Here is a 15,775-nt window from a genome sequence, read left to right on the forward strand (position 1 = left end):
GCGAGGGGCGGATGTCATGTCCGTATCGGCATACGGTCATGACCTTCGGGAGGCCGGGTCACCGGGCGGCGAGCGCCGCGGCGACCGAGTCGGCGAGCGGGGTGGACGGGCGTCCGGCGAGCCGCGCCAGGTCGCCGCTGGTCCCCGCCAGGCGGCCCCGCGCGATCGCGTCGTCCACGTCGACCAGGATCCGCGCGAAGGGCTCCGGGACGCCCGCGCCCACCAGGACGGACAGGTGCGCCTCGGGGGTGAGCTCGGTGTAGGTGACGGTGCGGCCGGTCTGCCGGGTGAGCTCGGCCGCGTACTCGGCGAGCGACCAGGCGGTGTCGCCGCTCAGCTCGTACGCCGCGCCCAGGTGCCCCTCGCCGGTCAGCACGGCGGCCGCGGCCGCCGCGTAGTCGGCGCGGGCGGCGGCGGCGATCCTGCCGTCGCCCGCGTTGCCCACGACGGTGCCGTGCTCCAGCACCGGGCCGAGGTTCGCGGTGTAGTTCTCCGTGTACCAGCCGTTGCGCAGGAAGGTGTGGGGCACGCCCGAGTCGAGGATCAGCCGCTCGGTGACCCGGTGCTCGTCGGCCAGGTCGAAGTCCGCGTCGGGGCCGCCGAGGACCCCGGTGTAGGCGAGCTGGGCGACGTCGGCGGCCCTCGCCGCCGCGATGACCGAGGTGTGCTGGGCGACCCGGCGGCCGACCTCGCTGCCCGAGACGAACAGCACCCGGTCCCCGGGGCGGAAGGCGTCCTCCAGGGTCTCGGGCCGGTCGTAGTCGCCGAGCCGCAGCTCCACGCCCAGCTCCGCCAGGCCGGCGGCCTTCTCCTTGTCGCGGACGACGGCCGCGACGTCCGCGGCCGGGACGCGGACGAGCAGCTCGTCCACGACGAGTCGGCCGAGTGCTCCGGTGGCGCCGGTGACGACGATGCCCATGGTGGTTCTCCGTTTCGGTGGGGTGAGAGCCCCCTCGCGGAGGCCTTCAGCCACTGTAAGCAGGGAACTAACCTGGAGAAAGTACCCACCTTCACGTAAGGTACTGGCATGGGAGTGAGTGAGTGCGACGAGACGGCGGGTTTCCCGGACGGGATCGTCCCGGATGTGAACAGCGCGATGTGCCCGTCCCGGCTGATCCTGGAGCACGTCACGAGCCGCTGGGGCGTCCTGGTGCTGGCCGTGCTGCTGGAGCGGTCGCACCGCTTCAGCGAGCTGCGCCGCAGGATCGGCGGCGTCAGCGAGAAGATGCTCGCCCAGACGCTCCAGACCCTGGAGCGGGACGGTTTCGTCCACCGCGACGCCAAGCCGGTCATCCCGCCCCGGGTGGACTACACGCTCACCGCACCGGGCAGGGAGGCCGCCGAGCAGGTGTGGGGCCTCGCCCGCTGGACCGAGCGGCAGGTGCCCGCGGTCACGGCGGCGCGCGCCGCGTACGACGAGGAGAAGGCCCGCCCGGCGGCCGCCACCGCCTGACCGGGGGCACGGCGGCGAGGGCGACATGCGGCGAGGGGCCGGGACCACGTGGTCCCGGCCCCTCGCCGCGTGCGCGGACGGCTGCCGTCAGCCGACGACCGTCCAGGTGTCGTTCCCGGCGAGGAGCGCGGACAGATCGCCCTTGCCGTACTGCTCGACGGCCGTTTCGAGCTGGTCGGCCATGAGGGTGTCGTAGACCGGCCGCCGCACGCTGCGCAGCACGCCGATCGGCGTGTGGTGCAGGGTGTCCGGGTCGGCCAGGCGGGACAGCGCGAACGCCGTCGTCGGGCTCGGGTTGTGCGCGTCGTGGACGAGGACGTCGGACTCGTTGCCGGCGGTGACGTCCACGACCCGGAGGTCGCCGGTGAGGGGGTCGCGGACGACTCCCTTGGCGCCGTCCGCGCCGAAGCGGATCGGCTGCCCGTGCTCCAGGCGGATCACGGCCTCCTGGGCCCGCTCCTTGTCCTTGAGCGCCTCGAAGGCGCCGTCGTTGAAGATGTTGCAGTTCTGGTAGATCTCCACCAGCGCCGTGCCCTCGTGGTCGGCGGCCTGGCGCAGCACCTCGGTGAGGTGCTTGCGGTCCGAGTCCACCGTCCGCGCCACGAACGAGGCCTCCGCGCCGATGGCGAGGGACACCGGGTTGAAGGGGGCGTCCAGCGACCCCATCGGCGTCGACTTGGTGATCTTGCCGACCTCGGAGGTGGGGCTGTACTGGCCCTTGGTCAGGCCGTAGATCCGGTTGTTGAACAGCAGGATCTTCAGGTTGACGTTGCGGCGCAGGGCGTGGATCAGATGGTTGCCGCCGATCGACAGGGCGTCGCCGTCGCCGGTGACCACCCACACCGACAGGTCGCGGCGGGAGGAGGCCAGACCCGTTGCGATGGCCGGGGCGCGCCCGTGGATCGAGTGCATCCCGTAGGTGTTCATGTAGTACGGGAACCGGGAGGAGCAGCCGATGCCCGAGACGAAGACGATGTTCTCCTTCGCCAGACCCAGGTCGGGCATGAAGCCCTGCACGGCCGCGAGGATCGCGTAGTCCCCGCACCCGGGGCACCAGCGCACCTCCTGGTCGGACTTGAAGTCCTTCATCGACTGCCGCGCCTCGGCCTTCGGCACCAGCGACAACAGCGTGTTCGTCTCAGACACCGCCGGCCTCCTTGAGCGCTTGTGCGAGCTGCTCCGCCTTGAACGGCATGCCGTTCACCTGGGTGTGACTGTGCGCGTCGACCAGGTACTTCGCCCGGATGAGCAGGGCGAGCTGGCCGAGGTTCATCTCGGGGACGACCACCTTGTCATAACGCTTCAGAACCTCTCCCAGATTCCCGGGGAACGGGTTCAGATGACGCAGGTGGGCCTGGGCGATCGGGTGTCCCGAGGCCCGCAGCCGGCGGACGGCCGCGGTGATCGGCCCGTACGTGGAACCCCAGCCCAGGACGAGCGTGCGCGCGCCGTCCGGGTCGTCGACCTCCAGATCGGGCACCTCGATGCCGTCGATCCTGGCCTGCCGGGTGCGGACCATGAACTCGTGGTTGGCCGGGTCGTACGAGATGTTGCCCGTGCCGTCCTGCTTCTCGATGCCGCCGATGCGGTGTTCGAGCCCGGGGGTGCCGGGGACCGCCCACGGCCGCGCCAGCGTGAGCGGATCGCGCTTGTAGGGCCAGAACGCCTCGCTGCCGTCGTCCAGCTCGTGGTTGGGGGCGGTGGCGAACTGCACCCGCAGGTCGGGGAGTTCGTCGACCTCCGGGATCCGCCAGGGCTCGGAGCCGTTGGCGAGGTAGCCGTCCGACAGCAGGAAGACCGGGGTGCGGTACGTCAGCGCGATCCGGGCCGCCTCCAGTGCCGCGTCGAAGCAGTCCGCCGGGGTGCACGGGGCGACCACCGGGACCGGCGCCTCTCCGTTGCGCCCGAACATGGCCTGCATCAGGTCGGCCTGCTCGGTCTTCGTCGGCAGGCCCGTGGAGGGGCCGCCGCGCTGGATGTCCACGATCAGCAGCGGCAGCTCCATCGACACCGCGAGGCCGATCGTCTCGGACTTGAGCGCCACACCGGGACCGGAGGTGGTGGTCACGGCGAGCGAGCCGCCGAACGCGGCGCCGAGCGCCGCGCCGATGCCGGCGATCTCGTCCTCGGCCTGGAACGTGCGCACGCCGAAGTTCTTGTGCTTCGACAGCTCGTGCAGGATGTCCGAGGCCGGCGTGATCGGGTACGACCCCAGGTACAGCGGCAGGTCGGCCTGGCGGGAGGCGGCGACCAGACCGTAGGAGAGGGCCAGGTTGCCGGAGATGTTCCGGTAGGTGCCCGCGGGGAACGCGGACCCGGCGGGGGCCACCTCGTAGGAGACGGCGAAGTCCTCCGTCGTCTCGCCGAAGTTCCAGCCGGCGCGGAAGGCCGCGATGTTCGCCTCGGCGATGGCCGGCTTCTTGGCGAACTTCTGCCGCAGGAAGCTCTCGGTGCCCTCGGTGGGCCGGTTGTACATCCAGCTCAGCAGGCCCAGCGCGAACATGTTCTTGCTGCGCTCGGCCTCCTTGCGGGAGAGGCCGAACTCCTTCAGCGCCTCGACGGTGAGCGTCGTCAGCGGCACCTGGTGGACGTGGTACGCCTCCAGCGAGCCGTCCTCCAGCGGTGACGCGTCGTAGCCGACCTTGGCCATGGCGCGCTTGGCGAACTCGTCGGTGTTGACGATGATCTCGCCACCGCGGGGGACGTCCCCGATGTTGGCCTTCAGTGCGGCCGGGTTCATGGCGACCAGGACGTTCGGGGCGTCGCCCGGCGTGAGGATGTCGTGGTCGGCGAAGTGCAGCTGGAAGGACGAGACCCCCGGCAGCGTTCCGGCGGGCGCCCTGATCTCGGCCGGGAAGTTCGGCAGCGTGGAGAGGTCGTTCCCGAAGGAAGCGGTCTCCGAGGTGAACCTGTCACCCGTCAGCTGCATACCGTCGCCCGAGTCCCCCGCGAACCGGATGATCACCCGGTCCAGCCGGCGGACCTCCTTGGCGCCCGAGGGTCTGCGTTGTTCACCGACGACGGCGTCATGGGGTTCCTGGGACTGCCCGGCCCCATCGGCGTCGCCGGCCTGTTCGGCCGGGCTACTGACCTGGCTGGTCACTGAACTGGACCTCCCTCGTCGAGGCGGCTCATCGGGACGGCCGGCCCACCGGCGGTCCCCTCGGCAACCCTACGACCGCCAGGGGGCCCTTCCCCGGACCGCACACATGTCGGACCTACCCATGAGACGCCGTCCGGGTGCGCTTTGTCAGGCGAACCCGCCCCTGAATCCCGGCGGCGGACCCCCTAATCACCCCGGAGCGTGCGGGGTCCGGCAGCCGGGGTACGGATGCGGCCGCACGTATCCGGCCATCAGGAGTTCAGATACCTCAGCACCGCCAGGACCCGCCGGTGGTCCCCGTCGCTCGGGGCGAGGCCGAGCTTCAGGAAGATGTTGCTGACGTGCTTCTCCACGGCGCCGTCGCTCACCACCAGCTGCCGGGCGATCGCCGAGTTCGTCCGGCCCTCCGCCATCAGCCCGAGGACCTCCCGCTCGCGGGGCGTCAGACCCGCCAGCACGTCCTGCTTGCGGCTGCGGCCGAGCAGCTGCGCCACGACCTCCGGGTCCAGCGCGGTGCCGCCGCGGGCCACCCGCACCACGGCGTCCACGAACTCCCTGACCTCGGCGACCCGGTCCTTCAGCAGATAGCCGACCCCGCGGCTGCTGCCCGCGAGCAGCTCGGTCGCGTACTGCTCCTCGACGTACTGGGACAGCACCAGCACGCCGACGCCGGGGTGCTCGCGGCGCAGCTGCACCGCGGCCCGCACCCCTTCATCCGTATGAGTGGGCGGCATCCGCACGTCGGCGACCACCACGTCCGGCAGCGCGTCCTCCTCCGCGAGCTCCCCGATGGTCCCCAGCAGCGCCTCGGCGTCGCCGACCCCCGTGACGACCTCGTGCCCCCGGTCGGTCAGCAGCCGTGTCAGGCCCTCCCGCAGAAGCACCGAATCCTCGGCGATGACCACCCGCACCCTGTCCTCCACAGCCCCGTTTCCCCCTGCTCGTCAGATGTCCGGCCTGTCGCCTCCAGCATCCCAGGATCGGACCGCGATCAGGTGCGGGCTGCGCGTTGCGGAGATTCCGGAGAGGGGGACGCGGTGCCGTCACCACGGGTTGAGGCGCGCGCCGGGGCGTACCCGGGTCGTACCCGGCGGGGGCGGGGCCGTTCGGTGTGCCGGTGCCGGTGCCGGTGCCGGGGGCAGGGGGCGAGCGCGTCAGCGGGTCAGCTGCGCCAGGGGAGTTCGGCCGTGACGGTCGTCGGGCCGCCCTCCGGGGAGTCCACGGCCAGTACGCCGTCCACCGCGTCCAGCCGCCCTGCCAGCCCGGCCAGGCCGCTGCCGCCCGTGGCGTCGGCGCCGCCCCGGCCGTCGTCCGTGACCTGGAGCAGCAGCCGGTCCTCCACCCGCCACACCTCCACCGAGGCACGGGTCGCGCGGGCGTGCTTGCTGATGTTCTGGAGCAGTTCGGAGACGGTGAAGTAGGCGATGCCCTCGATGGCGGCCGCCGGCCGGCGGTCCAGGTCCACCTCGACCCGCACGGGGACGGTGCAGCGGGAGGCGACGGCGGACAGGGCGGCGTCCAGGCCGCGGTCGGTGAGGACGGCGGGGTGGATGCCGCGGGCGAGGTCCCGCAGTTCCTGGAGGGCGACCTTCACCTCGCCGTGCGCCTCGTCCACCATGCGCGCGGCGGCCTGCGGGTCCTCGGCGAGCTTCTCCTTGGCCAGGCCCAGATCCATGGCCAGGGCGACCAGCCGGGCCTGCGCGCCGTCGTGCAGGTCGCGCTCGATCCGGCGCAGGTCGGCGGCGGCGGTGTCGACGACCACGCCCCGGTCCGACTCCAGCTCGACGACCCTGCCGGCCAGCCGCGACGGCCCCAGCAGTCCGGCCACCATCAGCCGGTCCACACTGCTCAGCCCGCGGATCACCCACGGTGTGGCGAGGGTCAGCAGCAGACCGATGACGCTGGTCGCGGCGATCTCCAGGGGCGAGTCCAGGTAGTAGCCGCGGGTCCCGTCGCCGTACAGCTGGATGCCGTTCACATCGGCGTACGCGGGGAACACCCACTGCCACAGCGGGTACAGCAGCAGCGACCAGCCGGCCGTCCACAGCGGCACCACCAGGCAGAAGCCGAAGACCGCCCACGGGAAGTGGAGCAGCGAGTAGAGCAGGTGCCGCCAGGACGCGCCGCTCTTCAGCGTCCCCGCCAGCCAGGCCCCGAACCCGCTCCTGCCCGTGGTCACCGGCTCCGGCGCGGCCACGTCGGCGCCCAGCAGCACCCGCGCCCGCATCCGCTCGACGGCCCCGAGACCGCGCAGCGCGGCGAAGGAGGCGGCCAGCAGCGGAATGCCGACGAAGGTCACGAGCAGGCCGGCGCTGACCGACGTCATCGTCACGGCGAAGACGAAGAACAGGATGCTCGTCGGCAGGCTCAGCACGATCCAGCAGAGCTCGCGCCAGGTCCGGCCCTCCAGCGGCGCCCGCAGCACGGGCGGCAGCGCGCGCGCCCGGGAGCGGGGGAGCGTGTCGTGTCGAAGATCCGTGGTCATCCGGTCCGTCCGTTCTGCCATGCCTGCCGTCATGCCCCCAGCCTGCTGGGTGCGGCGCGCCGCCACCATGAGGGCCGTCTCCGTCTCGGCCGGGGGTTTTCCCTACCCCGGGCCGTCCGCTGCCCGCCGGACCGCGCCCGCCGGACTGCGCCCGCGCCGTCCCGCTTCCCGCCGGACCGCGCCCCTCCTACCGCTCGACGCGGGCGGCCGGGGTCCTCCCGGGCTCCGCCCGCCCGCGTCCCGTCCCGCCCGGCGCGGCGCCCGGCGGGAGAACAGCGGCGCGGGCGGCGGGAGATCCGGATCTCCCGCCGCCCGCGCCGCCGTGCCCCGTTCAGCCTGCCTTCCCCCGGACGACCGTGGCCCCCGAGGCTCCCGCGGCCCGCCCGGCGCGCGCGGCTCCGCCGCCGGGCACGCGGTCGCGCCAGGGGAGCTCCGCGGTCACGGTCGTCGGCCCGCCGGGCGGGGACTCCACGGCGAAGAGGCCGTCCACCGCCCCGAGCCGCTCGGCGAGACCGGCCATGCCCGTGCCGCCGTCGAGCCGGGCGCCGCCCCGGCCGTCGTCCGTGACCTGGATCAGCAGCCGGTTGTCCGCCCGCCACACGTCGACGCCGGCCCGGGTGGCCCGGGCGTGCTTGCTGACGTTCTGGAGCAGTTCGGAGACGGTGAAGTAGGCGATGCCCTCGATGGCCTCCGCGGGCCGTTCCGCCAGATCCACCTCGACCTGCACCGGGACGGTGCAGCGGGAGGCGACGGCGGACAGGGCGGCGTCCAGGCCGCGGTCGGTGAGGACGGCGGGGTGGATGCCGCGGGCGAGGTCCCGCAGTTCCTGGAGGGCGAGCTTCACCTCGCCGTGCGCCTCGTCGACCATCGCGGCCGCCGCCTGCGGGTCCTCCAGCAGCTTCTCCTTCGCGAGGCCGAGCCCCATCGCGAGGGCCACCAGCCGGGCCTGCGCGCCGTCGTGCAGGTCGCGCTCGATCCGGCGCAGGTCGGCGGCGGCGGTGTCGACGACCACGCCCCGGTCCGACTCCAGTTCGGCGACCCGCCGTTCCAGCTCGCCGGAGGGCGACAGCAGTCCGCGGACCATCGCGCGGTCGGCGTTCGCCATGCCCCGGGCGAGGAACGGCAGCAGCGGCCAGAGCACGATCAGCGCCACCAGCGTGACGGTGAAGGTCAGCACCCCCCAGGGCAGGCGGATCACCGAGTAGAGCACCGCCCGCCAGCCCACCGGGTCCTTCACCCGCGCCCAGATCCAGGCGAGCGCGCCCCCACCGCCCTCCGGCGGACTCGGCTCGTCGACGTGGACGCCCAGCAGCGCCCGGGCCCTCGCCCGTTCCGTCCGGCCGATTCCGCGGGCGCCCATGAGACCGACGGCCAGCAGCGGCAGCCCCACGACGGTGACCGCGAGGCCCGCGCCGACGGACACGGTCACCACCGCGTAGACGAAGGCGACCACCCCGAGGGGGAAGTTGGCGAGGAGATGGGCGACCTCCTTCCAGGTGCGGCGGTCGAATGCGAGGCGCACGGGCGGAGATCCTTCCCGGTCGTCGGCGGCTGCGGGCCTGCTGGTGCTCATGGAGCCCAGACTGCCCGGCGCCGGGGACGGACGCCATGGGGTACATGGGTGGGAGGATGTAGGGATAACCCCACCCGATGCGTGACGCGACTGCTCACCCTCCCGCGGGCAGGGCCTAGACTCCCGTGCGTACGAGACAGACGACAGACGGCGTACGGCGTCCCCGCCGCGGCGGCCCGGCCGCCGGACGCGCGGGCCCCGGGGGGATCGCGGGGCCGGAGCGGAGCGGCGACGGACACGATCGCCGACGTCACAGGGAGCGAGGACGGACGTGCCGGAACCGACCGTGGTCGTACGCGCGGCGGACTACTTCCAGAGCTACTCGGTCGTCGGACTGCTCGGCGTGCTCGGGGTGCTCTTCGTCGCCGTGGCCTTCGGCGCCGGGCGTCTGCTCCGGCCCGTGGTGCCCACGCCGGAGAAACTCCTCACCTACGAGTGCGGCGTCGACCCCGTCGGCGACGGCTGGGCACACACCCAGGTCCGCTACTACGTCTACGCGTTCCTCTACGTGATCTTCGCCGTCGACTCGATCTTCCTCTTCCCCTGGGCGACGGTCTTCGCCGCCGACGGATACGGCGCGACCACCCTCGTCGAGATGTTCATCTTCCTCGGCTTCCTGGCCGTCGGACTGCTCTACGCGTACAAGAAGGGCGTCCTGACATGGGCGTGACCCCTGTGGACCTCCCCGGGCCGAAGCGGCTCGGCGCGCTCTCGCGCCTCGCTCCCGAACCGATGAAGGTGGTCCTCAACTGGGGCCGCCGGTACAGCCTGTGGGTCTTCAACTTCGGTCTGGCCTGCTGCGCCATCGAGTTCATCGCCGCCTCCATGGCGCGCCACGACTTCATCCGGCTCGGTGTGATCCCCTTCGCGCCCGGTCCCCGCCAGGCCGACCTGATGATCGTGTCCGGCACGGTGACCGACAAGATGGCGCCGGCCGTCAAGCGCCTGTACGAGCAGATGCCGGAGCCCAAGTACGTCATCTCCTTCGGCGCCTGCTCCAACTGCGGCGGCCCCTACTGGGACTCCTACTCCGTGACCAAGGGCGTCGACCAGATCATCCCCGTCGACGTCTACGTGCCCGGCTGCCCGCCCCGGCCCGAGGCGCTGCTCCAGGGCATCCTCAAACTCCAGGAGAAGATCGCCCAGGAGTCGCTCGGCGAGCGCTACCGCGCCGGCAGCGGGTCCCGCCCGTCGACGGCGGCCCTGCGCAGCGGCCTCGTCACCCCGCCCCCCGCTCCCGGGACGGACGGGGGCGAACGGTGAACGCCTACGACCGCCTTCCCGACGCCGTCACCGAGATCTTCGGACCCGACGCCACTGCCGAGCGCAGCTACGAACTCCTCACCGTCGACGTCCCCTCCGGATCGTGGACCGCCGCGCTGGAGACCGCCCGCGACAGCTTGGGCTGCACCTGGTTCGACTGGCTGAGCGCCGTCGACGAACCCGGCACCGGGTTCCGGGTCTGCGCCCATGTCGTCGCCCTCGCGGACGGCGCGGTGCGCCGCCTTCTCGTCCGCACCACCGTTCCGCACGAGGCGGCCGCGCTGCCGACGGCCGTCGGCGTGTACGCCGGGGCGAGCTGGCACGAGCGGGAGACCCACGAGATGTTCGGCATCGGGTTCACGGGCCATCCGCATCTGGACCCGCTGCTGCTGCCCGACGGCTTCGAGGGCCATCCGCTGCGCAAGGACTTCGTTCTCGCGGCGCGGGTGGCCAAGGCGTGGCCGGGTGCGAAGGAGCCGGGGGAGCCGGCCGCGGGCCACGACGGTCCGAAGCGGCGCCAGATGCTGCCGCCGGGGGTTCCCGACCCCAACGAATGGGGTCCGCTGAAGGGCCAGCTCCCGCCGGCCCCCGCCCGGCCCGCCCGCACCCCGCGCGCGGCCGCCGCCCCGGGCGCGGGCACACCGGCACCGGCCGAACGCCCGCCCCGCCGCGCCCGCAGCGCCTCCGAGGGTTCGGCGTCGCAGCCGTCCGCGGCCGCGCCGCGCCGTTCGCGGAGCGCGTCGGAGGGTTCGGCGTCGCAGGCCACCCCGGCCGTGCCGCCCGCGACCCCGCGCCGTTCGCGCAGTGCGTCGGAGGGCTCGGCGTCCCAGGCCACCCCGGCGGCACCCGCTTCCCCGGAGCCCGGCTCCGCCTCCGGTGGCCGCACCCGCAGTTCCGACGCCCCGTGGCACCATGCCCGCCCGGCCTTCGACGAGCCCTCCGCCGGCACCGCTCCGCCCACCCCCGTACCGCAGGCACCGGCCCCCGGGGACGAGCCGCAGCCGTCGGGCGCCGAGGACACTCCCGCCGAGGGCGACGCCCCCACGGCACCCGAGCCCGCCCCGCCCGCCGGGGCCACTCCGGCCGTGGGCGCCACCCCCGCCGAACGCGAGCCCGAGCCCGCCCCGTCCGCCGAAGGCACCCCCGCTGGGGACCCCGCGCCCGACCCCGCCCCGCCCGCCGAAGGCACCCCCGCCGAAGCCACCCCCACCCCCGAGCCCGACCCAGATGCCGGGGGCACCCCCCGCCGACCCGCCGGAGGCGACCCCGCGTGAACGACGTTCTCGACGTCGCCGTCCGGCTCCTCGTCGTCTTCGCCGTGTTCCTCGTCCTCCCGCTGGTCGTCGGCCAGACCGAGCACAAGGTCATGGCGCACATGCAGGGCCGTCTCGGCCCGATGTACGCCGGCGGCTTCCACGGCTGGGCCCAGCTGGTCGCCGACGGCGTGAAGTTCGCGCAGAAGGAGGACGTCGTCCCGGCCGCCGCCGACCGGCGCATCTTCCAGCTCGCCCCCGCCGTGGCCCTGCTGCCCTACCTCCTGGTGCTCGTCGCCATCCCGATCGGTCCCGGTGAGGGAGCGGTCGGCCAGGTGGTCGACGCGGGCATCTTCTTCGTCCTCGCCGTGATGGGCGTGGGCGTGCTCGGCTCGCTGATGGCGGGCTGGGCGTCCGCCAACAAGTTCTCCCTCCTCGGCGGCCTGCGGACCGCCGCCCAACTGCTCGCGTACGAGCTGCCGATGCTGCTCACCGCCGCCTCCGTCGCCATGGCGGCGGGCACGGTCTCGCTGCCCGGCATCCTCGACGCCTTCGAGTGGTGGTGGCTGCCCTGGCAGATCACCGGCGCCGTCGTCTTCTTCGTCGCCGGGCTCGCCGAACTCCAGCGCCCGCCCTTCGACATGCCGGTGGCCGACTCCGAGATCATCTTCGGCGCCTACACCGAGTACACCGGCCTCCGCTTCGCCCTGTTCCTGCTCGCCGAGTACGCGGGCATCGTGGTCCTGTGCGGCCTGACCACCGTCCTGTTCCTCGGCGGCTGGCACGGTCCGTTCGGCGCCGACGGGCTCGGCTGGGTGTGGACCCTGCTCAAGACCGCGGTGCTCGCCTTCGTCGTCATCTGGCTGCGGGTCTCCTATCCCCGGATGCGCGAGGACCAGCTCCAGAAGCTCGCGTGGACCGTGCTCGTGCCGCTCGCCCTCGCCCAGATCGCCCTCACCGGCGTCGTCAAGGTGGTGATCCAGTCGTGACCCCGCTCCCCGGATCCGGCCTCGCCAAGGGCCTGGCCGTCACCCTGCGGACGATGACGAGGAAGTCCGTCACCGCCCAGTACCCGGACGTCCTGCCCGAACTCCCGCCCCGCAGCCGCGGGGTGATCGGGCTGTTCGAGGAGAACTGCACCGTCTGCATGCTCTGCGCCCGCGAGTGCCCGGACTGGTGCATCTACATCGACTCCCACAAGGAGACGGTGCCCGCCGCCGCCCCCGGCGGCCGCGAGCGCAGCCGCAACGTCCTCGACCGGTTCGCCATCGACTTCTCCCTCTGCATGTACTGCGGCATCTGCATCGAGGTGTGCCCCTTCGACGCGCTCTTCTGGTCGCCGGAGTTCGAGTACGCGGAGACGGACATCCTGGAGCTCACCCACGAGCGGGACAAGCTCCGCGAGTGGATGTGGACGGTGCCCGCACCGCCGCCGCTCGACCCGGCCGCCGAGGAGCCCAAGGAGGTCGCGGCGGCGCGCAAGGCCGTCGAGAAGCTCGCCGCCGCCGAGGCGGCGGCCGCGGACGCGCCCGGCGACGGGTCCTCCGGTCCCCGCCCCGGCCGCTACCCGGACCCCTCCGCGTCCGGTGAGGGAGGTCCCGTATGACGCTCGCCGAAGCCGCCCCGCAGGACTTCCTCTCCCCGACCGGGGTGGAGGTCGCCTTCGTCCTCGTGGGCCTCGTCACGCTCGGCGCGGCGCTCGTGACCGTGACCACCCGTCAGCTGGTGCACGCCGCCCTGTGGCTGGTCGTCGCCCTCGGCGGCCTCGCCGTCGAGTACCTGCTGCTGACCGCCGAGTTCATCGCCTGGGTGCAGGTGCTGATCTACGTCGGATCCGTCGTCGTCCTCCTCCTGTTCGGACTGATGCTCACCAAGGCCCCCATCGGGCGGTCGCCGGACGCCGACTCCGGCAACCGGCCGCTCGCCCTCGCGGTCGCCGCCGCGGCGGCCGCCGCCCTGCTGTGGGTGGTGCTCGACGCCTTCCGCACCACCTGGATCGACCTGGACGGCCCCGCCCAGGGGTCGACCGAGGTGACCGGCGCCATGCTCTTCCAGCACTGGGTGCTGCCCTTCGAGGGCCTCTCCGTCCTGCTGCTCGCCGCACTCGTCGGCGCCATCGTCCTCTCCCGCAAGGACGACTCCCGCAAGGACGGCTCCCGCAAGGACGACGCCGCCCCGCCGGAGACCGGCCACCGGGCGGGCACCGGGAGCACCGCGGCGGACACCGAGGACCCGGAGGGCCCCCGCTGATGCACCTCGCCTACCCCGCCGCGCTGGCTGCCCTGCTCTTCTGCGTCGGCCTCTACGGCGTCCTCGCACGCCGCAACGCGATCCTCGTGCTGATGTCCGTCGAGCTGATGCTCAATGCCGTCAACCTCAACCTGGTCGCCTTCGACGTCTGGCTGCGCGACACCCTCCACGCAGGCCAGGCGCTCACTCTCTTCGTCATCGCCGTCGCCGCCGCCGAGATCGGCATCGGCCTCGCGATCGTGCTGATGGTCTACCGCAACCGCGGCTCCTCGGACGTCGACCGCCTGCGGGACACCGCCGAGAGCCGCCACGACGAGCCGTCCGGCGCCGGTGACGCACCCGCGGACCGCGAGGAGAAGGCCGAGGCCACCGCGTGACCACCACGACCCTCGCCGTCCTCGTCCCCCTCCTTCCCTTCCTCGGCGCGGCGGCCGGACTGCTGCTCGGCCGCACCGCCCCCGGATTCGTGCGGCCGCTGGCCGTCCTGCCCGTCCTCGCGGCGACCGTGCTCGCCGCCGTCACCGCCCTGCGCCAGGACGGCGGCCGGGCGATCGAGGCGGCCACCGAACTCACGCCCACCGGCTCGGTCCCGATCGGCCTGGCCCTGTACGTCGACGGCTTCGCGGCCCTGGTCGCCGTCCTCGTCGGCGTCGTCGCGATCTGTGTGCAGATCTACTCCACGGCCTATCTCCGCGACGACCCGCGCTACCCCTCCTACGCCGCGCTGGTCTCGCTGTTCACCTCCGCGATGCTGCTCGTCGTCTACTCCGGCGACCTGATGGTGCTGCTGGTCGGCTGGGAGATCATGGGCATCTGCTCGTACTTCCTGGTGGGCCACTACTGGGAGACGCCCGAGGCGCGCGCCGCCTCCCTGAAGGCGTTCCTGGTCACCAAACTCGGCGACGTCCCCTTCCTCATCGGCCTGTTCGCGCTCGCCGCCGACACCGGCACCTTCCGGATCACCGGAATCCTCGACGCCGTCGCCGCGGGCACCGTCGACAACCCCACGCTCGTCGCCCTGCTGCTCCTCGCCGGTGTGGCCGGCAAGTCGGCGCAGTTCCCGCTGCACACCTGGCTGCCGGACGCGATGGCGGGCCCGACCCCCGTCTCCGCGCTGATCCACGCCGCGACGATGGTCGCGGCCGGCGTCTACTTCACGGCCCGCCTCCTTCCGCTGTTCGCCGCCTCGGCGGCGGCCATGACCGTGCTCGCCGTGATGGCCGCCGTGACGATGACCGGGTCCGCGATCGCCGCCCTCGCCCAGGACGACATCAAGCGGGTCCTCGCCTACTCCACGATCGGTCAGCTCGGATACATGACCGGCGCGCTGGCCGTCGGCGACCGCGGTGCCGCCGTCTTCCACCTCCTGTCCCACGGCGCCTTCAAGGCCGTGCTCTTCCTCGCCGCCGGCGTGGTCATCCACGCGGCCGGCACCAACTCGCTCGCCGCCATGTCCCGGATGAGCGGCCTCTCCCGGCGCGTCCCGGACGCCTACTGGACGATGACCGTCGCCCTGCTCGCCCTGGCCGCCATCCCGCCCTTCGCCGGCTTCTTCTCCAAGGAAGCCGTCCTCGTCGCCGCCGAGCACACCGCCCTCGGCGACTCGTCCGCCGCCCCCGCGGCCGCCGGCTGGGCCGTGCTGGTCGCCGGGCTGCTGACCGCCCTGCTCACCGCCGCGTACGCGACGCGCCTGTGGCTGCTCGCCTTCCGCGGCCACGGCCCCGAAGTGCCCGACCACGGCAGGCAGCCTCTCGCGATGACCGCCGTGCTCTGGGTCCTCGCGATCCCCTCGATGGGCCTCGGCCTGACCGTCTCCGTGCTGCCCGGCTGGTTCGACGGGCACGCCCTCGCCCCCGAGCTGACCACGGCCGTCCTCGGCACCGGTGTCGCCCTCGTCGGCGGCCTGGTCACCTACGCGGCCTGGCGCCACGCCGCGGCGTTCGCCGGCCGCCCCCCGATCGGCGCGGTCGCCGCCCACCCCGGGGCCGAACCCGCCGTCTCCGAGGCCGAGGCCATCGCCTCCCACACCCCGGCGTACGGCTCGGTCTCGGCCGCCCCCGACCCCGCCGACCCCTCCCGGCTGCTCCTCGGCCCGCTGCACCGGCACGCCGCCGCGGGCTTCCACCTCGACGCCGTCTACTCCGCGCTCTTCGTGCGCCCCGTGCGCGCGGGCGCACGGCTCGTCCGCTTCCTGGACCGTGAGGTCGTCGACACGTACGTCAGCGGATCGGGCACCGGAGTCCGGTGGCTCGGCGCCGCCGTCCGGCGCGCGCAGACCGGCAACGTGCAGACCTACCTCGCCGCACTGCTCGCGGGCTCGGTCCTGCTCGCCGTGGCCGCCGTCGTCCTGTCCACCACGAACGCGGGGTCGTGAGCCGTGATCGATATCAGCGAG

At 73.3% G+C, this 15,775-nt stretch carries 15 protein-coding genes; 9 read left to right on the forward strand and 6 right to left on the reverse strand.

Going from position 1 to position 15,775, the window contains the following annotated elements; translation table 11 throughout:
* Positions 1 to 58: 58 nt before the first annotated feature.
* Positions 59 to 919 (reverse strand): NAD(P)H-binding protein, encoded by an 861-nt coding sequence (locus tag IAG43_RS18460; protein ID WP_187741831.1) that lies wholly within the window; start codon positions 917 to 919, stop codon positions 59 to 61.
* A gap of 108 nt (positions 920 to 1,027) precedes the next feature.
* On the opposite strand from IAG43_RS18460, the gene IAG43_RS18465 reads away from it, so the two are divergent.
* Entirely contained in the window at positions 1,028 to 1,453 is a 426-nt protein-coding gene (locus tag IAG43_RS18465; RefSeq protein WP_187741832.1) for a winged helix-turn-helix transcriptional regulator, read from the forward strand.
* A gap of 87 nt (positions 1,454 to 1,540) precedes the next feature.
* Here the strand turns inward: IAG43_RS18465 and IAG43_RS18470 are convergent, their stop codons facing one another.
* From IAG43_RS18470 to IAG43_RS18490, 5 genes are all read right to left on the reverse strand, one after another.
* Positions 1,541 to 2,542: a 2-oxoacid:ferredoxin oxidoreductase subunit beta gene (locus IAG43_RS18470; protein WP_425508648.1), complete on the reverse strand. Its 1,002-nt coding sequence runs from the start codon at positions 2,540 to 2,542 to the stop codon at positions 1,541 to 1,543.
* A gap of 49 nt (positions 2,543 to 2,591) precedes the next feature.
* Positions 2,592 to 4,556 (reverse strand): 2-oxoacid:acceptor oxidoreductase subunit alpha, encoded by a 1,965-nt coding sequence (locus IAG43_RS18475; RefSeq protein WP_187741834.1) that lies wholly within the window; start codon positions 4,554 to 4,556, stop codon positions 2,592 to 2,594.
* A gap of 251 nt (positions 4,557 to 4,807) precedes the next feature.
* A complete protein-coding gene (locus IAG43_RS18480) occupies positions 4,808 to 5,479 on the reverse strand; it encodes a response regulator transcription factor (protein WP_187741835.1) in 672 nt (223 codons plus the stop codon).
* Positions 5,480 to 5,718: 239 nt separating this feature from the next.
* A complete protein-coding gene (locus IAG43_RS18485; RefSeq protein WP_187744529.1) occupies positions 5,719 to 7,041 on the reverse strand; it encodes a sensor histidine kinase in 1,323 nt (440 codons plus the stop codon).
* 331 nt (positions 7,042 to 7,372) lie between these two features.
* Positions 7,373 to 8,614: a sensor histidine kinase gene (locus tag IAG43_RS18490; RefSeq protein WP_187741836.1), complete on the reverse strand. Its 1,242-nt coding sequence runs from the start codon at positions 8,612 to 8,614 to the stop codon at positions 7,373 to 7,375.
* A gap of 271 nt (positions 8,615 to 8,885) precedes the next feature.
* On the opposite strand from IAG43_RS18490, the gene IAG43_RS18495 reads away from it, so the two are divergent.
* Genes IAG43_RS18495 through IAG43_RS18530 form a run of 8 tightly spaced genes read left to right on the forward strand, consistent with a single transcriptional unit; the run spans position 8,886 to position 15,754 of the window.
* The gene (locus IAG43_RS18495) at positions 8,886 to 9,284 is read left to right on the forward strand and encodes an NADH-quinone oxidoreductase subunit A (protein ID WP_187741837.1); all 399 of its coding nucleotides are present in this window, start codon (positions 8,886 to 8,888) and stop codon (positions 9,282 to 9,284) included.
* A complete protein-coding gene (locus tag IAG43_RS18500) occupies positions 9,275 to 9,877 on the forward strand; it encodes an NADH-quinone oxidoreductase subunit B (RefSeq protein ID WP_187741838.1) in 603 nt (200 codons plus the stop codon). The genes IAG43_RS18495 and IAG43_RS18500 overlap by 10 nt, the downstream gene beginning before the upstream one ends.
* Positions 9,874 to 11,151 carry an NADH-quinone oxidoreductase subunit C gene (locus IAG43_RS18505; protein WP_187741839.1) on the forward strand — a complete coding sequence of 426 codons (1,278 nt, stop codon included), beginning with the start codon at positions 9,874 to 9,876 and terminating at the stop codon, positions 11,149 to 11,151. The genes IAG43_RS18500 and IAG43_RS18505 overlap by 4 nt, the downstream gene beginning before the upstream one ends.
* Entirely contained in the window at positions 11,148 to 12,119 is a 972-nt protein-coding gene (locus tag IAG43_RS18510) for a complex I subunit 1/NuoH family protein (protein WP_187741840.1), read from the forward strand. Before IAG43_RS18505 ends, IAG43_RS18510 begins: the two co-directional genes overlap by 4 nt.
* Positions 12,116 to 12,736, forward strand: a complete 621-nt coding sequence (locus tag IAG43_RS18515; protein WP_187741841.1) for a NuoI/complex I 23 kDa subunit family protein — start codon at positions 12,116 to 12,118, stop codon at positions 12,734 to 12,736. Before IAG43_RS18510 ends, IAG43_RS18515 begins: the two co-directional genes overlap by 4 nt.
* Complete coding sequence (locus IAG43_RS18520; RefSeq protein WP_246574419.1) at positions 12,733 to 13,380, forward strand: NADH-quinone oxidoreductase subunit J family protein; 648 nt, start codon at positions 12,733 to 12,735, stop codon at positions 13,378 to 13,380. The genes IAG43_RS18515 and IAG43_RS18520 overlap by 4 nt, the downstream gene beginning before the upstream one ends.
* Positions 13,380 to 13,757 (forward strand): NADH-quinone oxidoreductase subunit NuoK, encoded by a 378-nt coding sequence (nuoK, locus tag IAG43_RS18525; protein WP_187741842.1) that lies wholly within the window; start codon positions 13,380 to 13,382, stop codon positions 13,755 to 13,757. The genes IAG43_RS18520 and nuoK overlap by 1 nt, the downstream gene beginning before the upstream one ends.
* Complete coding sequence (locus tag IAG43_RS18530; RefSeq protein WP_187741843.1) at positions 13,754 to 15,754, forward strand: NADH-quinone oxidoreductase subunit 5 family protein; 2,001 nt, start codon at positions 13,754 to 13,756, stop codon at positions 15,752 to 15,754. The genes nuoK and IAG43_RS18530 overlap by 4 nt, the downstream gene beginning before the upstream one ends.
* Positions 15,755 to 15,775: the final 21 nt, after the last annotated feature.

The organism is Streptomyces genisteinicus (assembly GCF_014489615.1).
GTDB lineage: Bacteria > Actinomycetota > Actinomycetes > Streptomycetales > Streptomycetaceae > Streptomyces > Streptomyces genisteinicus.